The organism is Streptomyces sp. NPDC055103 (assembly GCF_053607625.1).
The window spans coordinates 1-16694 of the sequence record NZ_JBSGTX010000113.1; the positions used below are offsets into that span (position 1 = coordinate 1).

The window sequence follows — 16694 nt, forward strand, 5'->3', positions numbered from 1 at the left end:
GCGGCGGAGGGCACGGACAACGTCCTCTACCCGATGAAGGACGCCCTCAAGGCCCGCGCCACGGTCGGCGAGGTCTGCAACGCCCTGCGCGAGGTGTGGGGCACGTACGTCCCCACCGACGCGTTCTAGGGCTTCCGGCGGATCAGGGCCGGGACAGGCCCTGGCCCTCCCGCGGGCCCGCCGCGTAGGCCAGCGGCGGCGCCATCGCCTGGACGTCCGCCTGCTCCGCCACCCACAGTCCGATGTACAGCGCTGCGGTCGCCTCCAGCAGTCCGGCTCGTTCCAGCCCGCCGGCGGCCACCGGATCGCAGCCCGCGTCCCGCACCAGCTCGTACACCCGCAGGAGCGCCGCCTCGTCGCCCCCGCAGACCGGAACGGTCAGGCGCCGGCCGTCGAAGACCGGCGGGGTCATCCGCCACACGTCCTCGTGGCAGAGGTTGAACGCCTTGACGACGTGCGCGTCCGGCGCCGCCGCGGCCAGCCGGAGCGCCGCCGAGGGCCCGCCCTCCGTCAGCAGGCGGAACCCGGGACCGACCGGGTTGGCGCAGTCGAGGAGGACCTTCCCGGCCAGCGTGGCCCGGAGCTCTCCGACGACGTCCGCGCCCGCCCCGTACGGCAGGGCCGCCAGCACCACGTCGCCGAAGTCGGCCGCCTTCCGCAGGCTCCCGTGCGCACCGGCCCCGACGCGGGTCGCCAGCCGGCGGGCCTTCTGCTCGTCCCGGCCTCCGGCGAACACCTCGTGCCCGGCCCGCACCCAGTGCGTGGCCAGCGCGTCCGCCATGTTCCCCGTTCCCAGCACACCGATCTTCATCGATCCGTCCCTCTTCGCGTCCTGTCGGCTCCCACCGCTTCGGGGACGACACTAGGAAGCCCGTCAGGCACCATTCGGTACGTGACGACCGATGCCTACCTCGCCGACTGCCGTGCCCGACTCGCCTTCGACCTGCTCTCCAACACCTGGAACGCCGTGCTGATCTGGGTCCTCCGGGACGGCCCGGGGCGCCCGGTCGAACTGCGGAAGCGCATCGGCGGCATCAGCCCCAAGGTCCTGACCGAGACGCTGCGGCGGCTGGAGTTCAACGGCCTGGTGGAACGGAACGCCTATGCCGAGGCCCCGCCCCGTGTCGAGTACGAACTGACCGCTCTGGGGCGGTCGTTGCTGGCTCCGATCGAGGCCTTCGGGGTATGGGCCTTCGAGCACGGCGACGAGGTGATGGCCGCCCAGGAACGGCACTCGTGAGCCGGTCTCAGGCGAGGACCTCGATCCTCCACTGGGGGTCGCGGTCGTCCGTCCGGACGAAGACGCGCTTGGGGAGCAGCGAGCGGTCCTCGAAGAGGTCGCGGCCGAGCGCGAAGCCGTTCTGGTCGATGACGTAGATCCCGTCCCGCACCTCGTCGAGGGCGGTGACCGTGGTGGCGCCGTGCTCGTCGACGCGCTGGAGGCGCCAGACCGAGGCGGGGGAGTCGTCGGGCCGGACGGCGACCGGGGCCCGCTCGGCGCCCTCGGCGACGACGGCGTCCTCCGTGCCCTTCACGGTGAACCGGAACCCGCCGCCCTCCGGGCTCACCGCCCATTCGGCGGCCTGCTGCCGCTCGACGAGCAGGCCCACCAGCGCTTCGTCCAGGACGCCGACCGGGGCACCCTTCGCGTACAGCTTGACGACCTTGACGATGTCCGACATCGAGCCTCCTGTGCAGAGTGCGGCAGTTGTCCCGATCCTGCCGGTACGGGCCGGGCGCGGGCCAGTGAACACGCAGGTGCGTACGAGCGACACCGCGCCCGCGCACGGCCGTGGCCGCCGGGACGGGAGGGGCGCCGGGTGTACGGCTAGGGCATGACGATTCCCGTGAGTCACCTCACCGACCCCGCCGTGCGCGCCTTCGTCACGGCCCTCAACGCCAACGACGAGGAGGCCTTCGCCGCGGCCCTCGCGCCCGGCGCGACCATGTCCGACGACGGCTCGGACCGTGACCTCGGCCAGTGGACGGAGAAGGAGGTCTTCTCCTCGCGCGGACACATGGAGGTCGAGTCCGAGAAGGACGGCGGCCTCGACCTCGTCGCCCGCTACCGCAACGACACCTGGGGCGAGATGCGGACCCGCTGGCACTTCACGGTCGAGGACGGAAAGATCGCCCGCTTCGAGACCGGCCAGGCGTAAGCCGCCAGGGGGGCCGGCCCTGGACCATGTGCGGCGGGAGCCGGCCCTTGGCCGATGTGCGGCGCGGGGTCGGCCACGGCCGACCTACGGCACGGGGCCGGCCACGCCCGATGTACGGCACGGGGTCGGCCACGGCCGATGTGCGGCGCGGGGTCGGCCACGGCCGACCTACGGCACGGGGGTCAGCCCCGCCCGATGTACGGCATCGCCGTCGCCATGACCGTCGCGAACTGGACGTTCGCCTCCAGCGGCAGCGCCGCCATGTGGACCACCGTCGCCGCCACGTCCGCCGCGTCCATCACCGGCTCCGCCGCCAGCTGCCCGTCGGCCTGGAGGATGCCGGTCTGCATGCGGGCCGTCATCTCGGTCGCCGCGTTGCCGATGTCGAGCTGACCGCACGCGATCCGGTACGGGCGGCCGTCGAGCGACAGTGATTTCGTGAGGCCCGTCATGGCGTGCTTCGTCGCCGTGTACGCGATCGAGTGCGGGCGCGGCACGTGCGCGGAGATCGAGCCGTTGTTGATGATCCGGCCGCCCCGCGGGTCCTGCTCCTTCATGGTGCGGAAGGCCGCCTGGGCGCAGAGGAACGCGCCCGTGAGGTTGACGTCGACGACCGCGCGCCAGGTCTCCGGGTCCAGGTCCTCGACGGGGACGCCGCCACCCGCGAACGTACCGGCGTTGTTGAAGAGGAGGTCGACCCGGCCGTACCGGTCGCGTACCGCCGCGAAGAGCGCCGCGACCTCCTCCGCCGAGGTCACGTCCGTCGGGACCGTCAGGAAGTCACCGGCGGGGAGGGCCGCGGCCGTCTCCTCCAGGGCCGTGGCCCTGCGGCCCGCAAGGGCCACCGACCAGCCGGCCTCCGCGAGGGCCAGCGCCACGCTCCGGCCGATGCCCGACCCGGCTCCCGTCACCACTGCGATGCTCATGGGCGCGCAGCGTACGCGAGACGCGTGCCCCATGAACTCATCCGTCCGACACGTGGATGTTCTGTACCCGACAACGTGACGTCGTCCCGTCCTCCTCGAATGGCGGAAGCGCAACATCCGTCCGGGGAGGGGCACATGAACCACGCACAGGGTCACGCACAGGACCGTACGCAGGGTCATTCCGAGGAACTCCGCGCCGCCGCACGCCACTTCGGCCGCCGCCGGTTCCTCACCGTCACGGGAGCCGCCGCCGCGCTCGCCTTCGCCACCCAGCTGCCCGCCGCCGGCGCCGCGGCCGCCGCCGAGCTCGACGCCCGGCGCGTCACCGAGGACCCGTTCACCCTGGGGGTGGCGTCCGGCGACCCCCTGCCCGGCTCCGTCCTCCTCTGGACCCGGCTCGCGCCCCGCCCCTTCGAGCCCGGCGGCGGCCTGCCCGCCGCCCGCGTCTCCGTCCACTGGGAGCTCGCCCGCGACGAGCGCTTCACCCGCACCGTCCGGCGCGGCCGGGCCACCGCGCACCCGGAGTTCAGCCACACCGTCCATGTCGAGGTCGACCACCTCGACCCCGACCGGGTCCTCTTCTACCGCTTCCGCGTCGGCGACTGGATCAGCCCCGTCGGCCGCACCCGCACGGCCCCGGCCCCCGACGCCCGGAACTCCGGGCTGAAGCTCGCCGCCGTCTCCTGCCAGGCGTACCACGACGGGTACTTCACGCCCTACCGCCACCTCGCCCAGGAGGACGTCGACGTCGTCTTCCACCTCGGCGACTACCTGTACGAGTACGCCGTCAACGCCACCGGCGGCGCCCGCGCCTACACCGACCGCACCCTCCCGGCCGTCTTCAACCGCGAGACGGTCACCCTGGAGGACTACCGGCTGCGCTACGGGCTCTACAAGTCCGACCCCGACCTGCGCGCCGCGCACGCCGCGCACCCCTTCGTCGTCACCTGGGACGACCACGAGACCGAGAACAACTACGCGGGCGGCATACCCGAGAACGGTGTCCCGCCGGAGGAGTTCCTGCTCCGCCGCGCCGCCGCCTACCGCGCCTACTGGGAACACCAGCCCCTGCGCGCGCCCCAGCGGCCCGAGGGCCCCGACATGCGGCTCTACCGGCGGCTGCGGTTCGGCGGCCTCGCCCAGTTCGACATCCTCGACACCCGCCAGTACCGCTCGGACCAGGCGTACGGGGACGGCTGGCAGGTCCCGGGCCCCGCGTCCGAGGACCCGGCCCGGACGATGACCGGCGCCGAGCAGGAGCGCTGGCTGATCGACGGCTGGCGCTCCGCCGGCACCCGCTGGAACGTCCTGCCGCAGCAGGTCGTGTTCGCCGAGCGCCGCGACCGCACCACCGCCGACTTCAAGCTCTCCATGGACTCCTGGGACGGCTACCCCGCGTCCCGGCAGCGGATCCTCGCGGGAGCGGAGGCCGCCGGGGTCGAGAACCTCATGGTGCTCACCGGCGACGTCCACGTCGGCTACGGCCTCGACATCAAGGCCGACTTCCGCGACCCGGCCTCCCGGACGCTCGGCACCGAGATCGTCGCCACCTCGATCAGCAGCGGCAAGGACGGCGCCGACCGCCCCGCCAACCACGACAGGCTCACCCAGGCCAACCCGCACCTGAAGTTCTACAACGGGCGGCGCGGCTACGTGACGGTCGCGCTCGGCACCGAGAGCGCCCGCGCCGACTTCCGTACGGTCCCGTACGTCACGACCCCGGGCGCCCCCGTCACCACCACCGCCTCCTACGTCACGGAGGCGGGCAACCCGGGCCTCACACCCGCGTAGCCACCGCCTCGGAGGGGTAGCGGACGCCGACGCGCTCCCGTACGGCGTCGAGCGTCCGCATCACCGCGAGCGAACCGTCCAGCGGCACGAGCGGCGACTCCGTCGCGCCCGCCCGCAGGCAGCGCATCACCTCGGCGGCCTCGTGCCGCATGGAGTGCGGGTCGTCGCCGTTGACGAACTCCTCCGGCTCGTGGCCCTCCCGGTGCAGCGTGAAGCGCTCGGGGAAGAAGAAGCCGCGCGGCACGTCGATCCGGCCGAGCGTGCCCGTCACGGACGCCGTCAGCGGCGTGTCCGCGACGAGCGAGCAGGACAGCAGCGCCGAGGCGCCCGAGTCCCAGCCGAGCAGCATCGCCGTGTTCAGGTCCACGCCCTCCGGCGAGATCAGCGCGTGCGCCTGGACCGTGTCCGGCTCGCCGAGCAGCAGCTGCGCGAACGACACCGGGTACACCCCCAGGTCGAGCAGCGCCCCGCCGCCCACCGCGGGGTCCAGCAGTCGGTGGCCGGGCGCGAAGGGGCCCTGGAGCCCGAAGTCCGCCTGGACGGTCCTGACCTCACCGATCGCCCCGTCCCGTACGAGCCGCGCGAGCCGCAGGATCAGCGGATTGCAGTACATCCACATGGCCTCCATCAGGAAGAGGCCGCGGTCCCGGGAGAGGGCGACCAATTCCTCCGCCTCGGGGGCGTTGAGCGTGAGAGCCTTCTCGCAGAGCACCGCCTTCCCCGCCTCCAGGGCCAGGCCGGCCGCCGCCCGGTGCGCGTGATGCGGAGTCGCCACGTACACCACGTCGACGGACTCGTCGGCGAAGAGCCCGGCCCACTCCCCGTAGGCCCGGGGAATCCCGAACCGGTCCGCGAAGGCCTTCGCGGACGCCTCCGTACGGGACGCCACCGCCACGACCTCCGCGCCGTCGAGCGTCAGCAGATCCGCCGTGAAGCGTTCCGCTATGCCGCCCGTCGCCAGGATCCCCCAGCGAACCGTGTCACCCATGTTCCCCACCCATCCCACAGAGGTCTCGACCATGCCGATCGAGCTGAGAGCATAGGCAAGGATTCAACGAAATGGAGCAGTCGATGCCGGAGAGCGGCCAGAAAACAACACAAGGACACATAACCGAGAGCACCTCGGGGGCCCGGACGGCGGCCCCGGTCGCCGCCTCCCGGCGCGTGGGGCTGCTCGTCACCCTCGTCCTGGGCGGGCTCACCGCCGTACCGCCGCTCTCCATGGACATGTACCTGCCGGCGCTGCCGGAGGTCACCCGCGCGCTCCACGCGCCCGCCGCCACCGTCCAGCTCACGCTCACCGCCTGCCTCGCCGGCATGGCCCTCGGCCAGCTCGTCGTCGGCCCCATGAGCGACAGGTGGGGCCGCCGCCGCCCGCTGCTCGTCGGCATGGTCGTGTACGTCCTCGCCACCGCCGTCTGCGCGCTCGCGCCCACCGCCGAACTCCTCATCGGCTTCCGGCTGCTCCAGGGCCTCGCGGGCGCCGCCGGCATCGTCATCGCCCGCGCCGTCGTCCGTGACCTCTACGACGGCGTCGAGATGGCCCGCTTCTTCTCCACCCTGATGCTGATCTCCGGCGTCGCCCCGATCATCGCGCCCCTCATCGGCGGCCAGATCCTGCGGATCACCGACTGGCGGGGCGTCTTCCACGTCCTCGCCGTGATCGGCGTCCTGCTCACCCTCGTCGTCTGGCGCTTCCTCGGCGAGACGCTGCCGCCCGAGCGACGCCACGAGGGCGGCGTCGGCGACGCCCTGCGCACCATGCGCGGACTCCTCGCCGACCGGGTCTTCGCCGGCTACATGCTGGCCGGCGGCTTCGCCTTCGCGGCCCTCTTCGCGTACATCTCGGCCTCGCCGTTCGTCGTCCAGGAGATCTACGGCGCCTCGCCGCAGACCTTCAGCCTGCTCTTCGGCCTCAACTCGATCGGCCTCGTCCTCGTCGGCCAGATCAACGGCAAGGTCCTCGTCGGCCGCGTCAGCCTCGACAAGGTGCTCGGCTGGGCCGTCGGGACCATCCTGCTCGCCTCCCTCGCCCTGCTCCTCATGACGACCGGCGTCTTCGGCGAGCCCGGGCTCGTCCCGATCTCCGCCGGACTCTTCGTCCTCATGTCCGCGATGGGCATGGCCCTGCCCAACACCAACGCCCAGGCCCTCATGCGGACCCCGCACGCCGCCGGCTCCGCCTCCGCGCTCCTCGGCACCTCGTCGTTCCTCGTCGGCGCCGTCGCCTCCCCGCTGGTCGGCATCGCCGGCGAGCACACGGCCGTCCCGATGGCGGTCGTCCAACTCACCTGCGCCGCCCTCTCCCTGGCCTGCTTCCTGGGCCTGTGCCGCCCGTGGCGAGCCTGAACCCACGAGTGGCGCCGCCCGAGTCGCCCCGGGCCGGTATGGGCCCGCGACGTCATCGGGGCTTCGTCGACCCACTCCGCCGCCCCGCCCGGACGGTCGTGACCAGCGCCTCCGGGCGGCCGGGCGCCGAGGCCCGGCCGCGTAGGATGTCGCGGTGAACGCGCCCTCCACCCCTCCCTCCGCCGAGTCCCTGCGCGCCGCCCTCGCCGGACTCCTCGACGGTCTTTCGCCCACGCAGGCGGCCAAGGCCGTCGAGCGGCTGATCGCCAACTACCGGGGCACCACCCCGACGGACGCCCCCGTGCTGCGCGACCGCTCCGACGTCGCCGCGTACGCCGCGTACCGGATGCCGGCGACCTTCGAAGCGGTACGCGGCGTCCTCGACGCCCTGCGGGACGCCGCGCCCGAGTGGGCCCCGGCCACGCACACCGACGTCGGCGGCGGCACCGGAGCGGCGAGCTGGGCCGTCGCCGAGGCCTGGGAGGAGGCCCCGCCCCGGAGCACCGTCCTCGACTGGGCCGAGCCCGCGCTCGCCCTCGGCCGCGAGCTGGCCGCCGGCGCCTTCGACGCCGAGTGGCGACGCGAGCGGATCGGCGCCGCGCTGCGGCTCGCGGACACGGACCTCGTCACCGTCTCGTACGTCCTCAAGGAGCTCACCGGCCCCGACCGCACGGCGCTCGTGACCGAGGCGGCGCGCGCCGCGCAGGCGGTCGTGATCGTCGAGCCCGGCACCCCCGACGGTTACGAGCGCATCATCGCCGCCCGCACCCTGCTGATCGACGCCGGCTTCACCGTCGCCGCGCCCTGCCCGCACAGCGGGGCCTGCCCCATCGTGCCGGGCACCGACTGGTGCCACTTCTCGGCCCGGGTCAGCCGCTCCTCGCTGCACCGCCAGGTGAAGGGCGGCTCCCTGCCGTACGAGGACGAGAAGTACAGCTACGTCGCGGCCACCCGGTTCCCGGTGACGCCGACGGTCGCCCGCGTCACCCGCAGGCCGCAGATTCGCAAGGGCCTGGTCCAGCTCGACCTGTGCGGCCCCGACGGCCTCGCCCGCGAGACGGTCACCAAGCGCCACGGGCCCCTGTACAAGCAGGCCCGCGACGCCGAATGGGGCGACTCCTGGCCGCCGGAGACCGAGGCCTAGGGCTGCGGGTCAATACAGCTAGGGCCTGAGCTCCTGCGTGCAGCACTTCACGCTGCCGCCGCCTTTGAGGAGCTCGCCCAGATCCATCCCGACCGGCTCGAAGCCCCGCTGCCGCAGCGGCTCGAAGAGGCCCACCGCCGCCTGCGGCAAGAGCACGTGCAGACCGTCGCTCACCGCGTTCAGCCCGAGCGCCGCCGCGTCCGCGTCCGTCGCGATCAGCGCGTCGGGGAAGAGCCGGGCGAGCACCTCGCGGCTACCGGGGGAGAAGGCCGCCGGGTGGTACATGATCTCGTCCCGCGCGTCGTCCAGGACGCACAGCGCCGTGTCCAGGTGGTAGTAGCGCGGGTCCACGAGGTCCAGCCCGATCACCGGCCGGCCGAAGAACTCCTGCGCCTCCCCGTGGGAGAGCGGACTGGAGCGGAAACCGCGCCCCGCGAGGATCCACGAGGCGGTGACGGCGAAGTCGCCCTCGCCCTCGTTCACGTGCTCCGGGAGCCGGACGGCATCACCCGGCCAACCGTTCCTGAGGAACCAGGACACATGCGCGGCGGCCTCGTCGGCCCGCTCCGCGTGCGCGAACTTCGCGCCGAGGACCCGGCCGCCGACGACGGTCGCGCCGTTCGCCGCGAAGACCATGTCCGGCAGCGCCGGGTCGGGCGTCAGGAGCTCCACGGTGTGACCGAGCGAGCGGTAGCGGTCGCGCAGGTCCTCCCACTGGGCCAGGGCCAGCGGCAGGTCGACCGGTTTCGTGGGGTCCATCCAGGGGTTGATCGAGTACGTCACCGTGAAGTGCGCGGGTGGGCACATCAGGTATCGGCGGGGCGAGGACGTGCGCGGAGTGGGGCGCAATGAGGGCTCCTCACGAACGGGCGGACGGAAGAACCGAAGATCGGTGGACCCATGGTCCGCCCTGGGCGCGCCCCGCGCTGTGGACCGTTCGGGTGGTTCGTCCGTCCCACCCGCACCAGCACACCTCGTACGCCGTTTCCGCACCCCGGTTCCACACTCCGGTCACCCGAGGCGCAGGATGGTGGGACCATGGGCAGAGCCGAACGGGCGAGCATGAGCTGTGAGGGGATAGATGGGCGACGGCATCGGCCGCTACCGCGGCACGGAGAGCAAACTCGCACAGTGGCTGCGCAGGCGCCCGAAACGCACCGCGGCCGACGACGAGAACGACCGCGAGAAGCTGCTCCTGGCCATCGCCGCCGCCGGGCTGCCCCTGGCCCCCGCCGCGTATCCCGTCGGCTACAGCTGTTCCTGTGAGCGGATCGGCTGTCCCACCCCCGCCCGGCACCCCGTCTCCTTCGCGTGGCAGACCCAGTCGACCACCGACCGCGCCCAGATCGAGCGCTGGGCGCGGAACGAGCCCGGGGCGAACTTCATCACCGCCACCGGCATGGTCCACGACGTCCTCGACGTGCCGCTGGCCGCCGGCCGCGCCGCCCTGGAGCGGCTGCTCGCCGAGGGCGTCGAGGTCGGACCGGTAGCCGAGTCCGCCGACGTCGACCCGGCCGGCGGGCGCATGCTCTTCTTCACCGCCACCCGCGGCACCCCCGAGGACGAGGACGAGTGGTGGCCCTGTGAGCTCGACTGCCACCCGGAGACGATGGACGAGCACCCGGGGCTGCGCTGGCACTGCCGCGGCAGCTACGTCCTCGTACCGCCGGCCCGGCTGCCCGGCGACGAGGAGGCCCATCCCGTGGTCGCCTGGGTCCGCGGACCCGAGCACGCGCTGCCGGACCCGCTGAACCTCCTGGAGACCCTCCAGGACGCCTGCGCGCGCCACGCGGCCGCGCGGGAGGCCGAGGGCGACGGGGAGCACTCCGCCCACGAGATCGCCTGGCCGCTGACCCGCTGACCCGCTGAGTACGTACGCGGTACGTACGGCAGTCCTCCGAGCAGCTTCACGGGCTCCGAGAAGCCGCTACGAGCCGTTACGAGCCCGCCGCTCCCACCACGCCCTGGAGCCGGCCCGCGACCGTGACCCCGTCCCGGTCCGTGCCCGCCGGCTTCACCAGGACCACCTGGTTCGACACCCACTCCTTGGTGACGGTGTTCTTCACCTCGCCGGTCAGCAGCGCCTTGACGTCGGGGGCGACCTTCGGCCGGTAGCCCTTCGCCGCCGTCTGCCGCTCGAAGTACCGGGTCGCGAAGAAGACGAACGCACCGCCGTCCTTCGTCCGCAGCCCCAGCGGGGCGAAGTCGCCCTGGTCGGTGACGCGGTCGATGTACTGGGTGGCGAGACCCGGCCGCTTCGCGGTCTTCCGCCGCTCCTCGCGCCACTGCGAGGTGTGCGGCCCCGCCGCGTACGGCCCCGGCTTCCCGTCCTTCAGATACGCCGTGTACTCCGCGCCGAGGTCCTCGGGCGCGACGGCGAGGGTGTCGGTGTCCGCGGCGACCGGCACCGCGAACCCCTCCTCCTCGGCGAACTCGGGCACCGCCTGCGCGCCGAGGACCACCAGGTGGGCGACCTCCCACAGCTGCTCGGGCCCGTTCTTCACGAAGACGAGGACCCAGCGCCGGTCGGACGCCCCCTGGTCGACGTCACGGTTCGAGTCGGTGTCCGCGACGAACCAGCGCGGCCAGCCCGCCTTGCGGGGCACGACGAACCGCGCGTCGGTCAGTTCGAGGGGGCGGTGGTTCGGGTTCCCGCCGGGTTGCGTCGCCGCCCGGGAGCGGAGGCCCGCCTGGTTGATCTCCCCGAGGGGGCCGGTGACCCGGCCCGCGTCCAGGGCGGGGTCATGGGCCTTGTCGGCCCGGTTGTACGCGGCGGTGAACTCGGCGAGGGCCTGCGCGGCCTCCGGCTTCGTCACCGCCGGAATCAGCGCCAGCTCGCCGTGGACCGTCACGCAGCCGCTCGCCGCCAGGGCCAGGACGGTCGTCGCGGCGGTGACCGCCAGGGCCCTCACCGGTCGTGTCGAAAACCGCTCGACCGGCCGTGCCGCAAGCCGCTCAACCGGTCGTCTCGGCGCTCGCCGCGGACTCAGCCTTCTCATCGGTCGCCTTCTGCTTCTCCACCCGCACGGACGGACCCGACCCTATCGGGGCCAGGAACAGCGCGAACGTCGGGATCAGATACAGCGCCCACACCGTGACCTGAAGGACCGTCGGGTCCGGCTGGAAGTTGAAGACGCCCTTGAGGAGCGTGCCGTACCAGCTGTCCGGCGGGATCGTCGCCGAGACGTCGAAGGCCTTGTTCGCGAGACCGCCGAGGAAGCGCGCCTCCTGGAGGTCGTGCACGCCGTACGCGAGGACGCCCGCCGCCACCACGACCAGCATCCCGCCGGTCCAGGTGAAGAACTTCGCCAGGTTGATCCGCAGCGCGCCCCGGTAGAACAGCCAGGCCAGCAGGACCGCCGTGAGGAGGCCGAGGACGACCCCGGCCAGCGGCGCGTGCGAGCCGTCCGACGAGGCCCGTACCGACGCCCACACGAAGAGCGCCGTCTCCAGGCCCTCGCGCCCCACCGCCAGGAAGGCGGTCGCGACCAGCGCGCCCGTCCCCATCCGGAGGGCCGTGTCCAGCCGGCCGTGCAGCTCGGCCCTCAGGTGCCGGGCCGTGCGCCGCATCCAGAAGACCATCCAGGTCACCAGGACGACCGCGACGATCGACAGCGTGCCGCCGAGCAGCTCCTGCGCCTCGAAGGTCAGCTCCTGCGAGCCGAACTCGAGACCCGCGCCGAAGGCCAGCGCCACGCCGACGGCCACGCCGATGCCGATCCAGATCGGCTTCAGCGCGTCCCTGCGCCCGGTCTTCACCAGGTACGCGATGAGGATGCAGACGACGAGGCCGGCCTCCAGCCCCTCGCGCAGGCCGATCAGATAGTTACCGAACACGTCGGGTGCTCCTTCTCCATAAGGTCTTCGGCTCCGTCCGCTCCGTCAGGAGAACAGTGCCCGGCCCCACCAGTCGTCCTTGTCCCGGACGCCCGGCGGGATCGCGAACAGGGCCGAACCCACGTGCTGGATGTACTCGTTGAGGGCGTCGGCGCGGCCGAGCGAGGTCTGTACCGGGATGAAGCCGGTACGGACGTCCTTCTGGTACGCCAGGAAGAACAGGCCCGCCTCCAGACGGCCGAGGCCGTCCGTGCCGTCCGTGAAGGAGTAGCCGCGGCGCAGGAGCGTCGCCCCGCCGTTGGTGTCCGGGTGGGCGAGCCGGACGTGCGAGTCCGGCTTCATCGCCTTCAGGAACGGCGCGTCGTGCTCCTTGGCCTTGCCGACCGGCGCGCCCTCGCGCTTGTCGCGGCCGAAGATGTCCTCCTGCTCGCCGAGCGGGGTGCGGTCCCAGGTCTCGACGTTCATGCGGATGCGGCGGGCGACGAGGTAGGAACCGCCGTCCAGCCAGGCCGCCGGGCCCTCGGCGTCCTTGCCGGAGACCCACACGTGCCGCGCGAGCCGCTCGGTCTCGGTGCCCGCGATGTTGCGGGTGCCGTCCTTGAAGCCGAAGAGGTTGCGCGGGGTCTGGGCGTCCGGGGTCGTCGAGGACGTCTTGCCGAAGCCCAGCTGCGACCAGCGCACCGCGACCTTGCCGAAGCCGATCCGCGCGAGGTTCCGGATGGCGTGCACGGCGACCTGCGGGTCGTCCGCGCAGGCCTGGACGCAGATGTCGCCGCCGCTGCGCGCCGGATCCAGGTTGTCGCCCGGGAACCTGGGCAGCTCCACCAAGGCCCCGGGCCGCTTGTCCTGCAGCCCGAAACGCCCGTCGAAGAGCGTGGGGCCGAAGCCGATCGTGAGGGTGAGCCGGGAGGGCTTGAGGCCGAGGGCCTCGCCCGTGTCGTCCGGCGGCGCCTCCGCGAGACCGCCGTACGCGCCCTCGCCGACCTCGGCGCCGGCCGTCATCCGCTCGGCGGCCCGCGTCCAGTCCTTGAGGAGCTGGATCAGCTCCGCGCGGTCCTTCGTCTTCACGTCGAAGGCGGCGAAGTGCAGGCGGTCCTGCACGGCGGTGGCGATGCCGGCCTGGTGCGCGCCGTGGAAGGGCACGGCACCGCCGGTGTCGGCGACGGGCGCGGTGGCGTCCCCGTCCCGGGCGAGCACCACGGCGCCGCCGGCCGCGGCGGCACCGAGCGCGAGCCCGGCACCGCCCCAGCCGATGACCTTGCGGCGGGAGGGCACGGCCTCCGGCGTCTGTTCCTGCGTGTCTTCGGACATGTCCCGTCCCCGCTCTCTCGACTGTTACTTGACGACGACGGCGGCGAGCTTGGAGAGCGGCTCGGCCAGCGCGTTGACGCCGTCCGAGAGCTCCTTGCGCTCGGCCGGCCCGACCTTCTCGTAGGAGGTGAAGACGTAGCTCGTCTTGTCCGTGCGGTACTTGTCGAGCAGCGTGTTCAGCGCGGCGAACTGCTTGTCCAGCTCGGCGACGAGCTTCGCGTCGTTCTTCGTCGCGACCGGCTTGAGCAGGTCGAAGGACTTCTGCGCGCCCTCGACGTTCGCCTTGAAGTCGACGAGGTCGGTGTGGGAGTAACGCTCCTCCTCACCGGTGACCTTGCCGGTGGCGACTTCGTCCAGGAGCTCCTTGGCGCCGTTGGCCATCGAGGTCGGGGTGATCTCGGCCTTGCCGACCCGCTTCACCCAGTCCGCGAGGTCCTTGTCCAGGGTGTCCGCGAGCTGCTTCTCGGCGGCGCCGAGCTTCTTGTCCTTCCAGAGCGCCTTCTCCAGGCGGTGCCAGCCGGTCCAGTCCTTCGCCGGGTCCTGGCCCGCCTCCAGGCCGTCCTCGCGGACATCGACCTTGGGGTCGATGTCGCCGAAGGACTCGGCGACCGGCTCGGTGCGCTCCCAGCCGATACGGGACTCGGCGTAGGCCTTCTTGGCGGCCTCGACGTCACCGGCGCGGACGGCGTCGGTGAAGACCTTCACCTTGGGGAGGGTCGCGTCGGCCTGCGCCTGGACGTACTGGCGGTAGGCGGCGACGGCGGTGTCCATCTCCGGGGAGCGCTTGGCGGTCGTGGCGCCCGCGCCGGTGAGCTTGACCTGCTGGCGGATGCCCTCGCCGACCATGCCGGGCTTGCAGGCGATCGTGTAGTCGCCGGCCTTGATCTCGGCGGTGATCGTGGCCTTGGTGCCGGGGCCGATGTTCTCGCGCTCGGTGACGATCCGGTCGTCCGGGTGGAGGACGTAGACCTCGGTGACCTTGGAGCCGCGGTTCTCGACGGCGAGCGTCACGTGACCAGCGGGGAACTCCTTCTTGGAGACCTCGCAGGAGTCGTCCTTGGCGACGACCGTCACGGTGCCGTCGTCGCCCTTGGAGTCGCTTTTCTCGGCGCAGCCCGTGACGGCGGTCAGGGCGGCCGCCGTCACGGCGGCGGTGACGACGGACAGACGAACGGCTCGCATGAGGGCTCCAGGAACGGGGGCGTGGGTGAGGCGGACCTAACTTAACCGAGGCTTACCTCAGCGATACCCACGCGTCCAGTGATTCAGCTCTCAGGCCCGGCGAACCGGACACGGCCCGGTCACAGGGTTCTCACGGGGTCCTCATGGCTTGGTCAAGGAAAGGTCAAGCGGGGGGAATTGTCCCTGTTTGGTTTACTCCTCGGTACGTGTCGATCCCCTGGGACCGGCACCGTCCGGTGCGGCGGCGCCGACGCGAACCGGGACGACCGGCCGGACGCCCGTGGTCGTCGCCGTACGCCGCCGGGCCGTGGGCTCCTGACCAGCCGCCCTCCCGGCGGGCAGGGCCGCGACCGATCGCCGGTCTCGGCCCTGCCGCCGTACCGGCGGTGGTTGAATTCCGCCATGAACACCACCGCCACTGACATCGACGTCCTCCGGGTCTTCTGTGCGGGCGACGGCCGCCACGGCAACGCCCTCGGAGTCGTACGGGACGCCCGTACCCACCCCGACGAGGCCTCCCGGCAGGCCCTCGCCAAGGAGCTCGGCTTCAGCGAGACGGTGTTCGTGGACGACCCGGAGCGCGGGATCGTCGACATCTACACGCCCGGGGTGCGGCTGCCGTTCGCCGGCTACCCGCTCATCGGCGCCGCCTGGCTGCTCGACCTGGAGGTCGTCCGCCCGCCGGCCGGCGAGGTGTGGGTGCGCGGGGACGGGGAGTTCACCTGGATCGAGGCGCGCGCCGAGTGGGCGCCGCCGCGGACCCTGCGCCAGTACGGCTCCGTCGCCGAGGTGGAGGCCCTGGAGGTGCCCGAGCCGGGCGAGTGGATCTACGCCTGGGCGTGGCAGGAGGAGGCCGCGGGCCGGGTCAGGGCGCGGGGGTTCCCCGGGCGCGGCGACGGCATCGACGAGGACGAGGCGACCGGCGCGGCGGCGCTGCTCCTCACGGCGGAGCTCGGCCGCGCCCTGAACATCACGCAGGGCCGGGGTTCGCAGCTGCTCACCGCACCCGGCCCTGACGGCGTCGTGGAGTTGGGCGGACGGGTCCGCCTGGAGGGAACCCTCACGCGCTGAGACGTCTCAGTCCCAGAGGAACTTCCACGTCCTGGAACGGGTCCAGCGGTTCGCCCAGGAAGCGGTGTCGTTCCCGTCCGGGCAGTACGCGTACTGCTCGATCGCGGTCTTGGCCACCGCGAGCGGTTCCTGCGGCGGCGAGGCCACGTCGAGGACCAGCACCTGGGCGGCCACGTACATGAGCTCGGCTCCGAACCGGTCGTGCCAGGTGTGCAGGAAGGCCGCGTGGTCCGAGTCGAGCATTGGCCGCCCGTCCGGCCCGTGGGACCAGGCGGGGGCGTACGGATAGCCGGGCAGGATCCCCGGCACGGCCCAGCCGTCCAGAGTCTCCACCAGGCACAACCAGCCCGGCTGGAAGTCGGTGAGGCGCGTGGCCTCGGGGGCGGGGGAGATCTCCTCGGCGAGCAGTTCCGCGTCGAACTCCGCCCGCCACTCCTCCTCCCCCGCCTCGTCCTCCGCGTAGGACAGACAGTCCTCCAGGGCCGCCGCCGTGATCTCGGCGACGATCTCGTGGGGTGCCGTCACGGCCCGGTCGTCGAAGACGTCCGGTTCGGCGGGCTCTCCCGCCACCAGCTCCGAGGGGGACAGCGGGGAGAGCAGCGGGTGGAATCCCGTGCTCTCCCGCGCCGCCAACAGCTCCCGCCACACGGACTCGGCACCGTTCTCGGTGATCCGGCGGCCCAGGACACGGGCTCCGGAACGCGAGCGGGCCTCTTCCACGCCCTCCTGAGGGACGGTGAATCCGGCCGTTCGGAGGATTTCGATGATGCGGTCTGTGTCCATGGGGCGGGTCTCTGTCTTCCGGTGGTGCTAGGGCGTGTTGCGAAATTCCCGTCTGCCGGGCGACGCCTGGCACGCACGCTCGCCGCGTTGTCGGGATCATCCCGATACACCAGTATCGGGACGACCCTCCGCCTTGCGATC

At 72.6% G+C, this 16694-nt stretch carries 17 protein-coding genes; 7 read left to right on the top strand and 10 right to left on the bottom strand.

The features are described from left to right. Positions 1-142: 142 nt before the first annotated feature. Positions 143-811 carry an NADPH-dependent F420 reductase gene (locus ACWFR1_RS38305; RefSeq protein WP_453560220.1) on the bottom strand — a complete coding sequence of 223 codons (669 nt, stop codon included), beginning with the start codon at positions 809-811 and terminating at the stop codon, positions 143-145. Between the two features lie 81 nt (positions 812-892). On the opposite strand from ACWFR1_RS38305, the gene ACWFR1_RS38310 reads away from it, so the two are divergent. Then, positions 893-1240, top strand: a complete 348-nt coding sequence (locus tag ACWFR1_RS38310) for a winged helix-turn-helix transcriptional regulator (RefSeq protein ID WP_453560223.1) — start codon at positions 893-895, stop codon at positions 1238-1240. Between the two features lie 7 nt (positions 1241-1247). Here ACWFR1_RS38310 and ACWFR1_RS38315 read toward each other — a convergent pair whose 3' ends face one another. Then, the gene (locus ACWFR1_RS38315) at positions 1248-1682 is read right to left on the bottom strand and encodes a hypothetical protein (protein WP_453560225.1); all 435 of its coding nucleotides are present in this window, start codon (positions 1680-1682) and stop codon (positions 1248-1250) included. A 153-nt stretch (positions 1683-1835) separates the two neighbouring features. Between ACWFR1_RS38315 and ACWFR1_RS38320 the strand changes: the two genes are divergently transcribed. Next, positions 1836-2159 carry a nuclear transport factor 2 family protein gene (locus ACWFR1_RS38320; protein WP_453560227.1) on the top strand — a complete coding sequence of 108 codons (324 nt, stop codon included), beginning with the start codon at positions 1836-1838 and terminating at the stop codon, positions 2157-2159. Between the two features lie 182 nt (positions 2160-2341). Here ACWFR1_RS38320 and ACWFR1_RS38325 read toward each other — a convergent pair whose 3' ends face one another. Then, positions 2342-3118 carry an SDR family oxidoreductase gene (locus tag ACWFR1_RS38325; RefSeq protein WP_453560229.1) on the bottom strand — a complete coding sequence of 259 codons (777 nt, stop codon included), beginning with the start codon at positions 3116-3118 and terminating at the stop codon, positions 2342-2344. Positions 3119-3220: 102 nt separating this feature from the next. Between ACWFR1_RS38325 and ACWFR1_RS38330 the strand changes: the two genes are divergently transcribed. Next, positions 3221-4876: an alkaline phosphatase D family protein gene (locus ACWFR1_RS38330; RefSeq protein ID WP_453560231.1), complete on the top strand. Its 1656-nt coding sequence runs from the start codon at positions 3221-3223 to the stop codon at positions 4874-4876. On the opposite strand, the gene ACWFR1_RS38335 is transcribed toward ACWFR1_RS38330, so the two are convergent. Then, positions 4863-5864, bottom strand: coding sequence for a Gfo/Idh/MocA family protein (locus tag ACWFR1_RS38335; protein ID WP_453560234.1), 1002 nt, complete (start codon positions 5862-5864; stop codon positions 4863-4865). The two genes, ACWFR1_RS38330 and ACWFR1_RS38335, sit on opposite strands and share 14 nt — an antisense overlap. Before the next feature lie 83 nt (positions 5865-5947). Here ACWFR1_RS38335 and ACWFR1_RS38340 point away from each other — a divergent pair, with 83 nt between their 5' ends. Further along, a complete protein-coding gene (locus tag ACWFR1_RS38340) occupies positions 5948-7225 on the top strand; it encodes a multidrug effflux MFS transporter (RefSeq protein WP_453560260.1) in 1278 nt (425 codons plus the stop codon). A gap of 154 nt (positions 7226-7379) precedes the next feature. Next, positions 7380-8369, top strand: a complete 990-nt coding sequence (locus ACWFR1_RS38345; protein ID WP_453560237.1) for a small ribosomal subunit Rsm22 family protein — start codon at positions 7380-7382, stop codon at positions 8367-8369. A gap of 18 nt (positions 8370-8387) precedes the next feature. On the opposite strand, the gene ddaH is transcribed toward ACWFR1_RS38345, so the two are convergent. Next, positions 8388-9218: a dimethylargininase gene (gene ddaH, locus ACWFR1_RS38350; protein ID WP_453560240.1), complete on the bottom strand. Its 831-nt coding sequence runs from the start codon at positions 9216-9218 to the stop codon at positions 8388-8390. A gap of 232 nt (positions 9219-9450) precedes the next feature. On the opposite strand from ddaH, the gene ACWFR1_RS38355 reads away from it, so the two are divergent. Further along, positions 9451-10230, top strand: a complete 780-nt coding sequence (locus ACWFR1_RS38355) for a bifunctional DNA primase/polymerase (RefSeq protein WP_453560242.1) — start codon at positions 9451-9453, stop codon at positions 10228-10230. A 76-nt stretch (positions 10231-10306) separates the two neighbouring features. Here the strand turns inward: ACWFR1_RS38355 and ACWFR1_RS38360 are convergent, their stop codons facing one another. From ACWFR1_RS38360 to efeO, 4 genes are read right to left on the bottom strand one after another with little or no spacing between them, the layout of a single operon-like run. Further along, a complete protein-coding gene (locus tag ACWFR1_RS38360) occupies positions 10307-11368 on the bottom strand; it encodes a hypothetical protein (RefSeq protein WP_453560245.1) in 1062 nt (353 codons plus the stop codon). Then, positions 11325-12206: an iron uptake transporter permease EfeU gene (efeU, locus tag ACWFR1_RS38365; RefSeq protein WP_453560248.1), complete on the bottom strand. Its 882-nt coding sequence runs from the start codon at positions 12204-12206 to the stop codon at positions 11325-11327. The genes ACWFR1_RS38360 and efeU overlap by 44 nt, the downstream gene beginning before the upstream one ends. A 45-nt stretch (positions 12207-12251) precedes the next feature. Further along, positions 12252-13517: an iron uptake transporter deferrochelatase/peroxidase subunit gene (gene efeB, locus ACWFR1_RS38370; protein ID WP_453560250.1), complete on the bottom strand. Its 1266-nt coding sequence runs from the start codon at positions 13515-13517 to the stop codon at positions 12252-12254. Positions 13518-13541: 24 nt separating this feature from the next. Next, the gene (gene efeO / locus ACWFR1_RS38375; protein WP_453560252.1) at positions 13542-14699 is read right to left on the bottom strand and encodes an iron uptake system protein EfeO; all 1158 of its coding nucleotides are present in this window, start codon (positions 14697-14699) and stop codon (positions 13542-13544) included. 402 nt (positions 14700-15101) lie between these two features. Here efeO and ACWFR1_RS38380 point away from each other — a divergent pair, with 402 nt between their 5' ends. Beyond that, positions 15102-15770, top strand: coding sequence for a PhzF family phenazine biosynthesis protein (locus tag ACWFR1_RS38380; RefSeq protein WP_453560254.1), 669 nt, complete (start codon positions 15102-15104; stop codon positions 15768-15770). A 6-nt stretch (positions 15771-15776) separates the two neighbouring features. Here the strand turns inward: ACWFR1_RS38380 and ACWFR1_RS38385 are convergent, their stop codons facing one another. Continuing rightward, positions 15777-16553, bottom strand: coding sequence for a DUF4253 domain-containing protein (locus ACWFR1_RS38385; protein WP_453560257.1), 777 nt, complete (start codon positions 16551-16553; stop codon positions 15777-15779). Between the last annotated feature and the right edge of the window lie 141 nt (positions 16554-16694).

Bases quoted from the DNA above. Each gene is read 5' to 3' on its own strand.
- ACWFR1_RS38335 (WP_453560234.1), bottom strand. From the start codon at position 5,864: ATGGGTGACACGGTTCGCTGGGGGATCCTGGCGACGGGCGGCATAGCG.
- ACWFR1_RS38380 (WP_453560254.1), top strand. From the start codon at position 15,102: ATGAACACCACCGCCACTGACATCGACGTCCTCCGGGTCTTCTGTGCG.
- ACWFR1_RS38355 (WP_453560242.1), top strand. From the start codon at position 9,451: ATGGGCGACGGCATCGGCCGCTACCGCGGCACGGAGAGCAAACTCGCA.
- ACWFR1_RS38320 (WP_453560227.1), top strand. From the start codon at position 1,836: ATGACGATTCCCGTGAGTCACCTCACCGACCCCGCCGTGCGCGCCTTC.
- efeB (WP_453560250.1), bottom strand. From the start codon at position 13,517: ATGTCCGAAGACACGCAGGAACAGACGCCGGAGGCCGTGCCCTCCCGC.
- ACWFR1_RS38325 (WP_453560229.1), bottom strand. From the start codon at position 3,118: ATGGGGCACGCGTCTCGCGTACGCTGCGCGCCCATGAGCATCGCAGTG.
- efeO (WP_453560252.1), bottom strand. From the start codon at position 14,699: ATGCGAGCCGTTCGTCTGTCCGTCGTCACCGCCGCCGTGACGGCGGCC.
- ACWFR1_RS38340 (WP_453560260.1), top strand. From the start codon at position 5,948: ATGCCGGAGAGCGGCCAGAAAACAACACAAGGACACATAACCGAGAGC.
- ACWFR1_RS38330 (WP_453560231.1), top strand. From the start codon at position 3,221: ATGAACCACGCACAGGGTCACGCACAGGACCGTACGCAGGGTCATTCC.
- ACWFR1_RS38305 (WP_453560220.1), bottom strand. From the start codon at position 811: ATGAAGATCGGTGTGCTGGGAACGGGGAACATGGCGGACGCGCTGGCC.
- ACWFR1_RS38385 (WP_453560257.1), bottom strand. From the start codon at position 16,553: ATGGACACAGACCGCATCATCGAAATCCTCCGAACGGCCGGATTCACC.
- ACWFR1_RS38360 (WP_453560245.1), bottom strand. From the start codon at position 11,368: ATGAGAAGGCTGAGTCCGCGGCGAGCGCCGAGACGACCGGTTGAGCGG.
- ACWFR1_RS38315 (WP_453560225.1), bottom strand. From the start codon at position 1,682: ATGTCGGACATCGTCAAGGTCGTCAAGCTGTACGCGAAGGGTGCCCCG.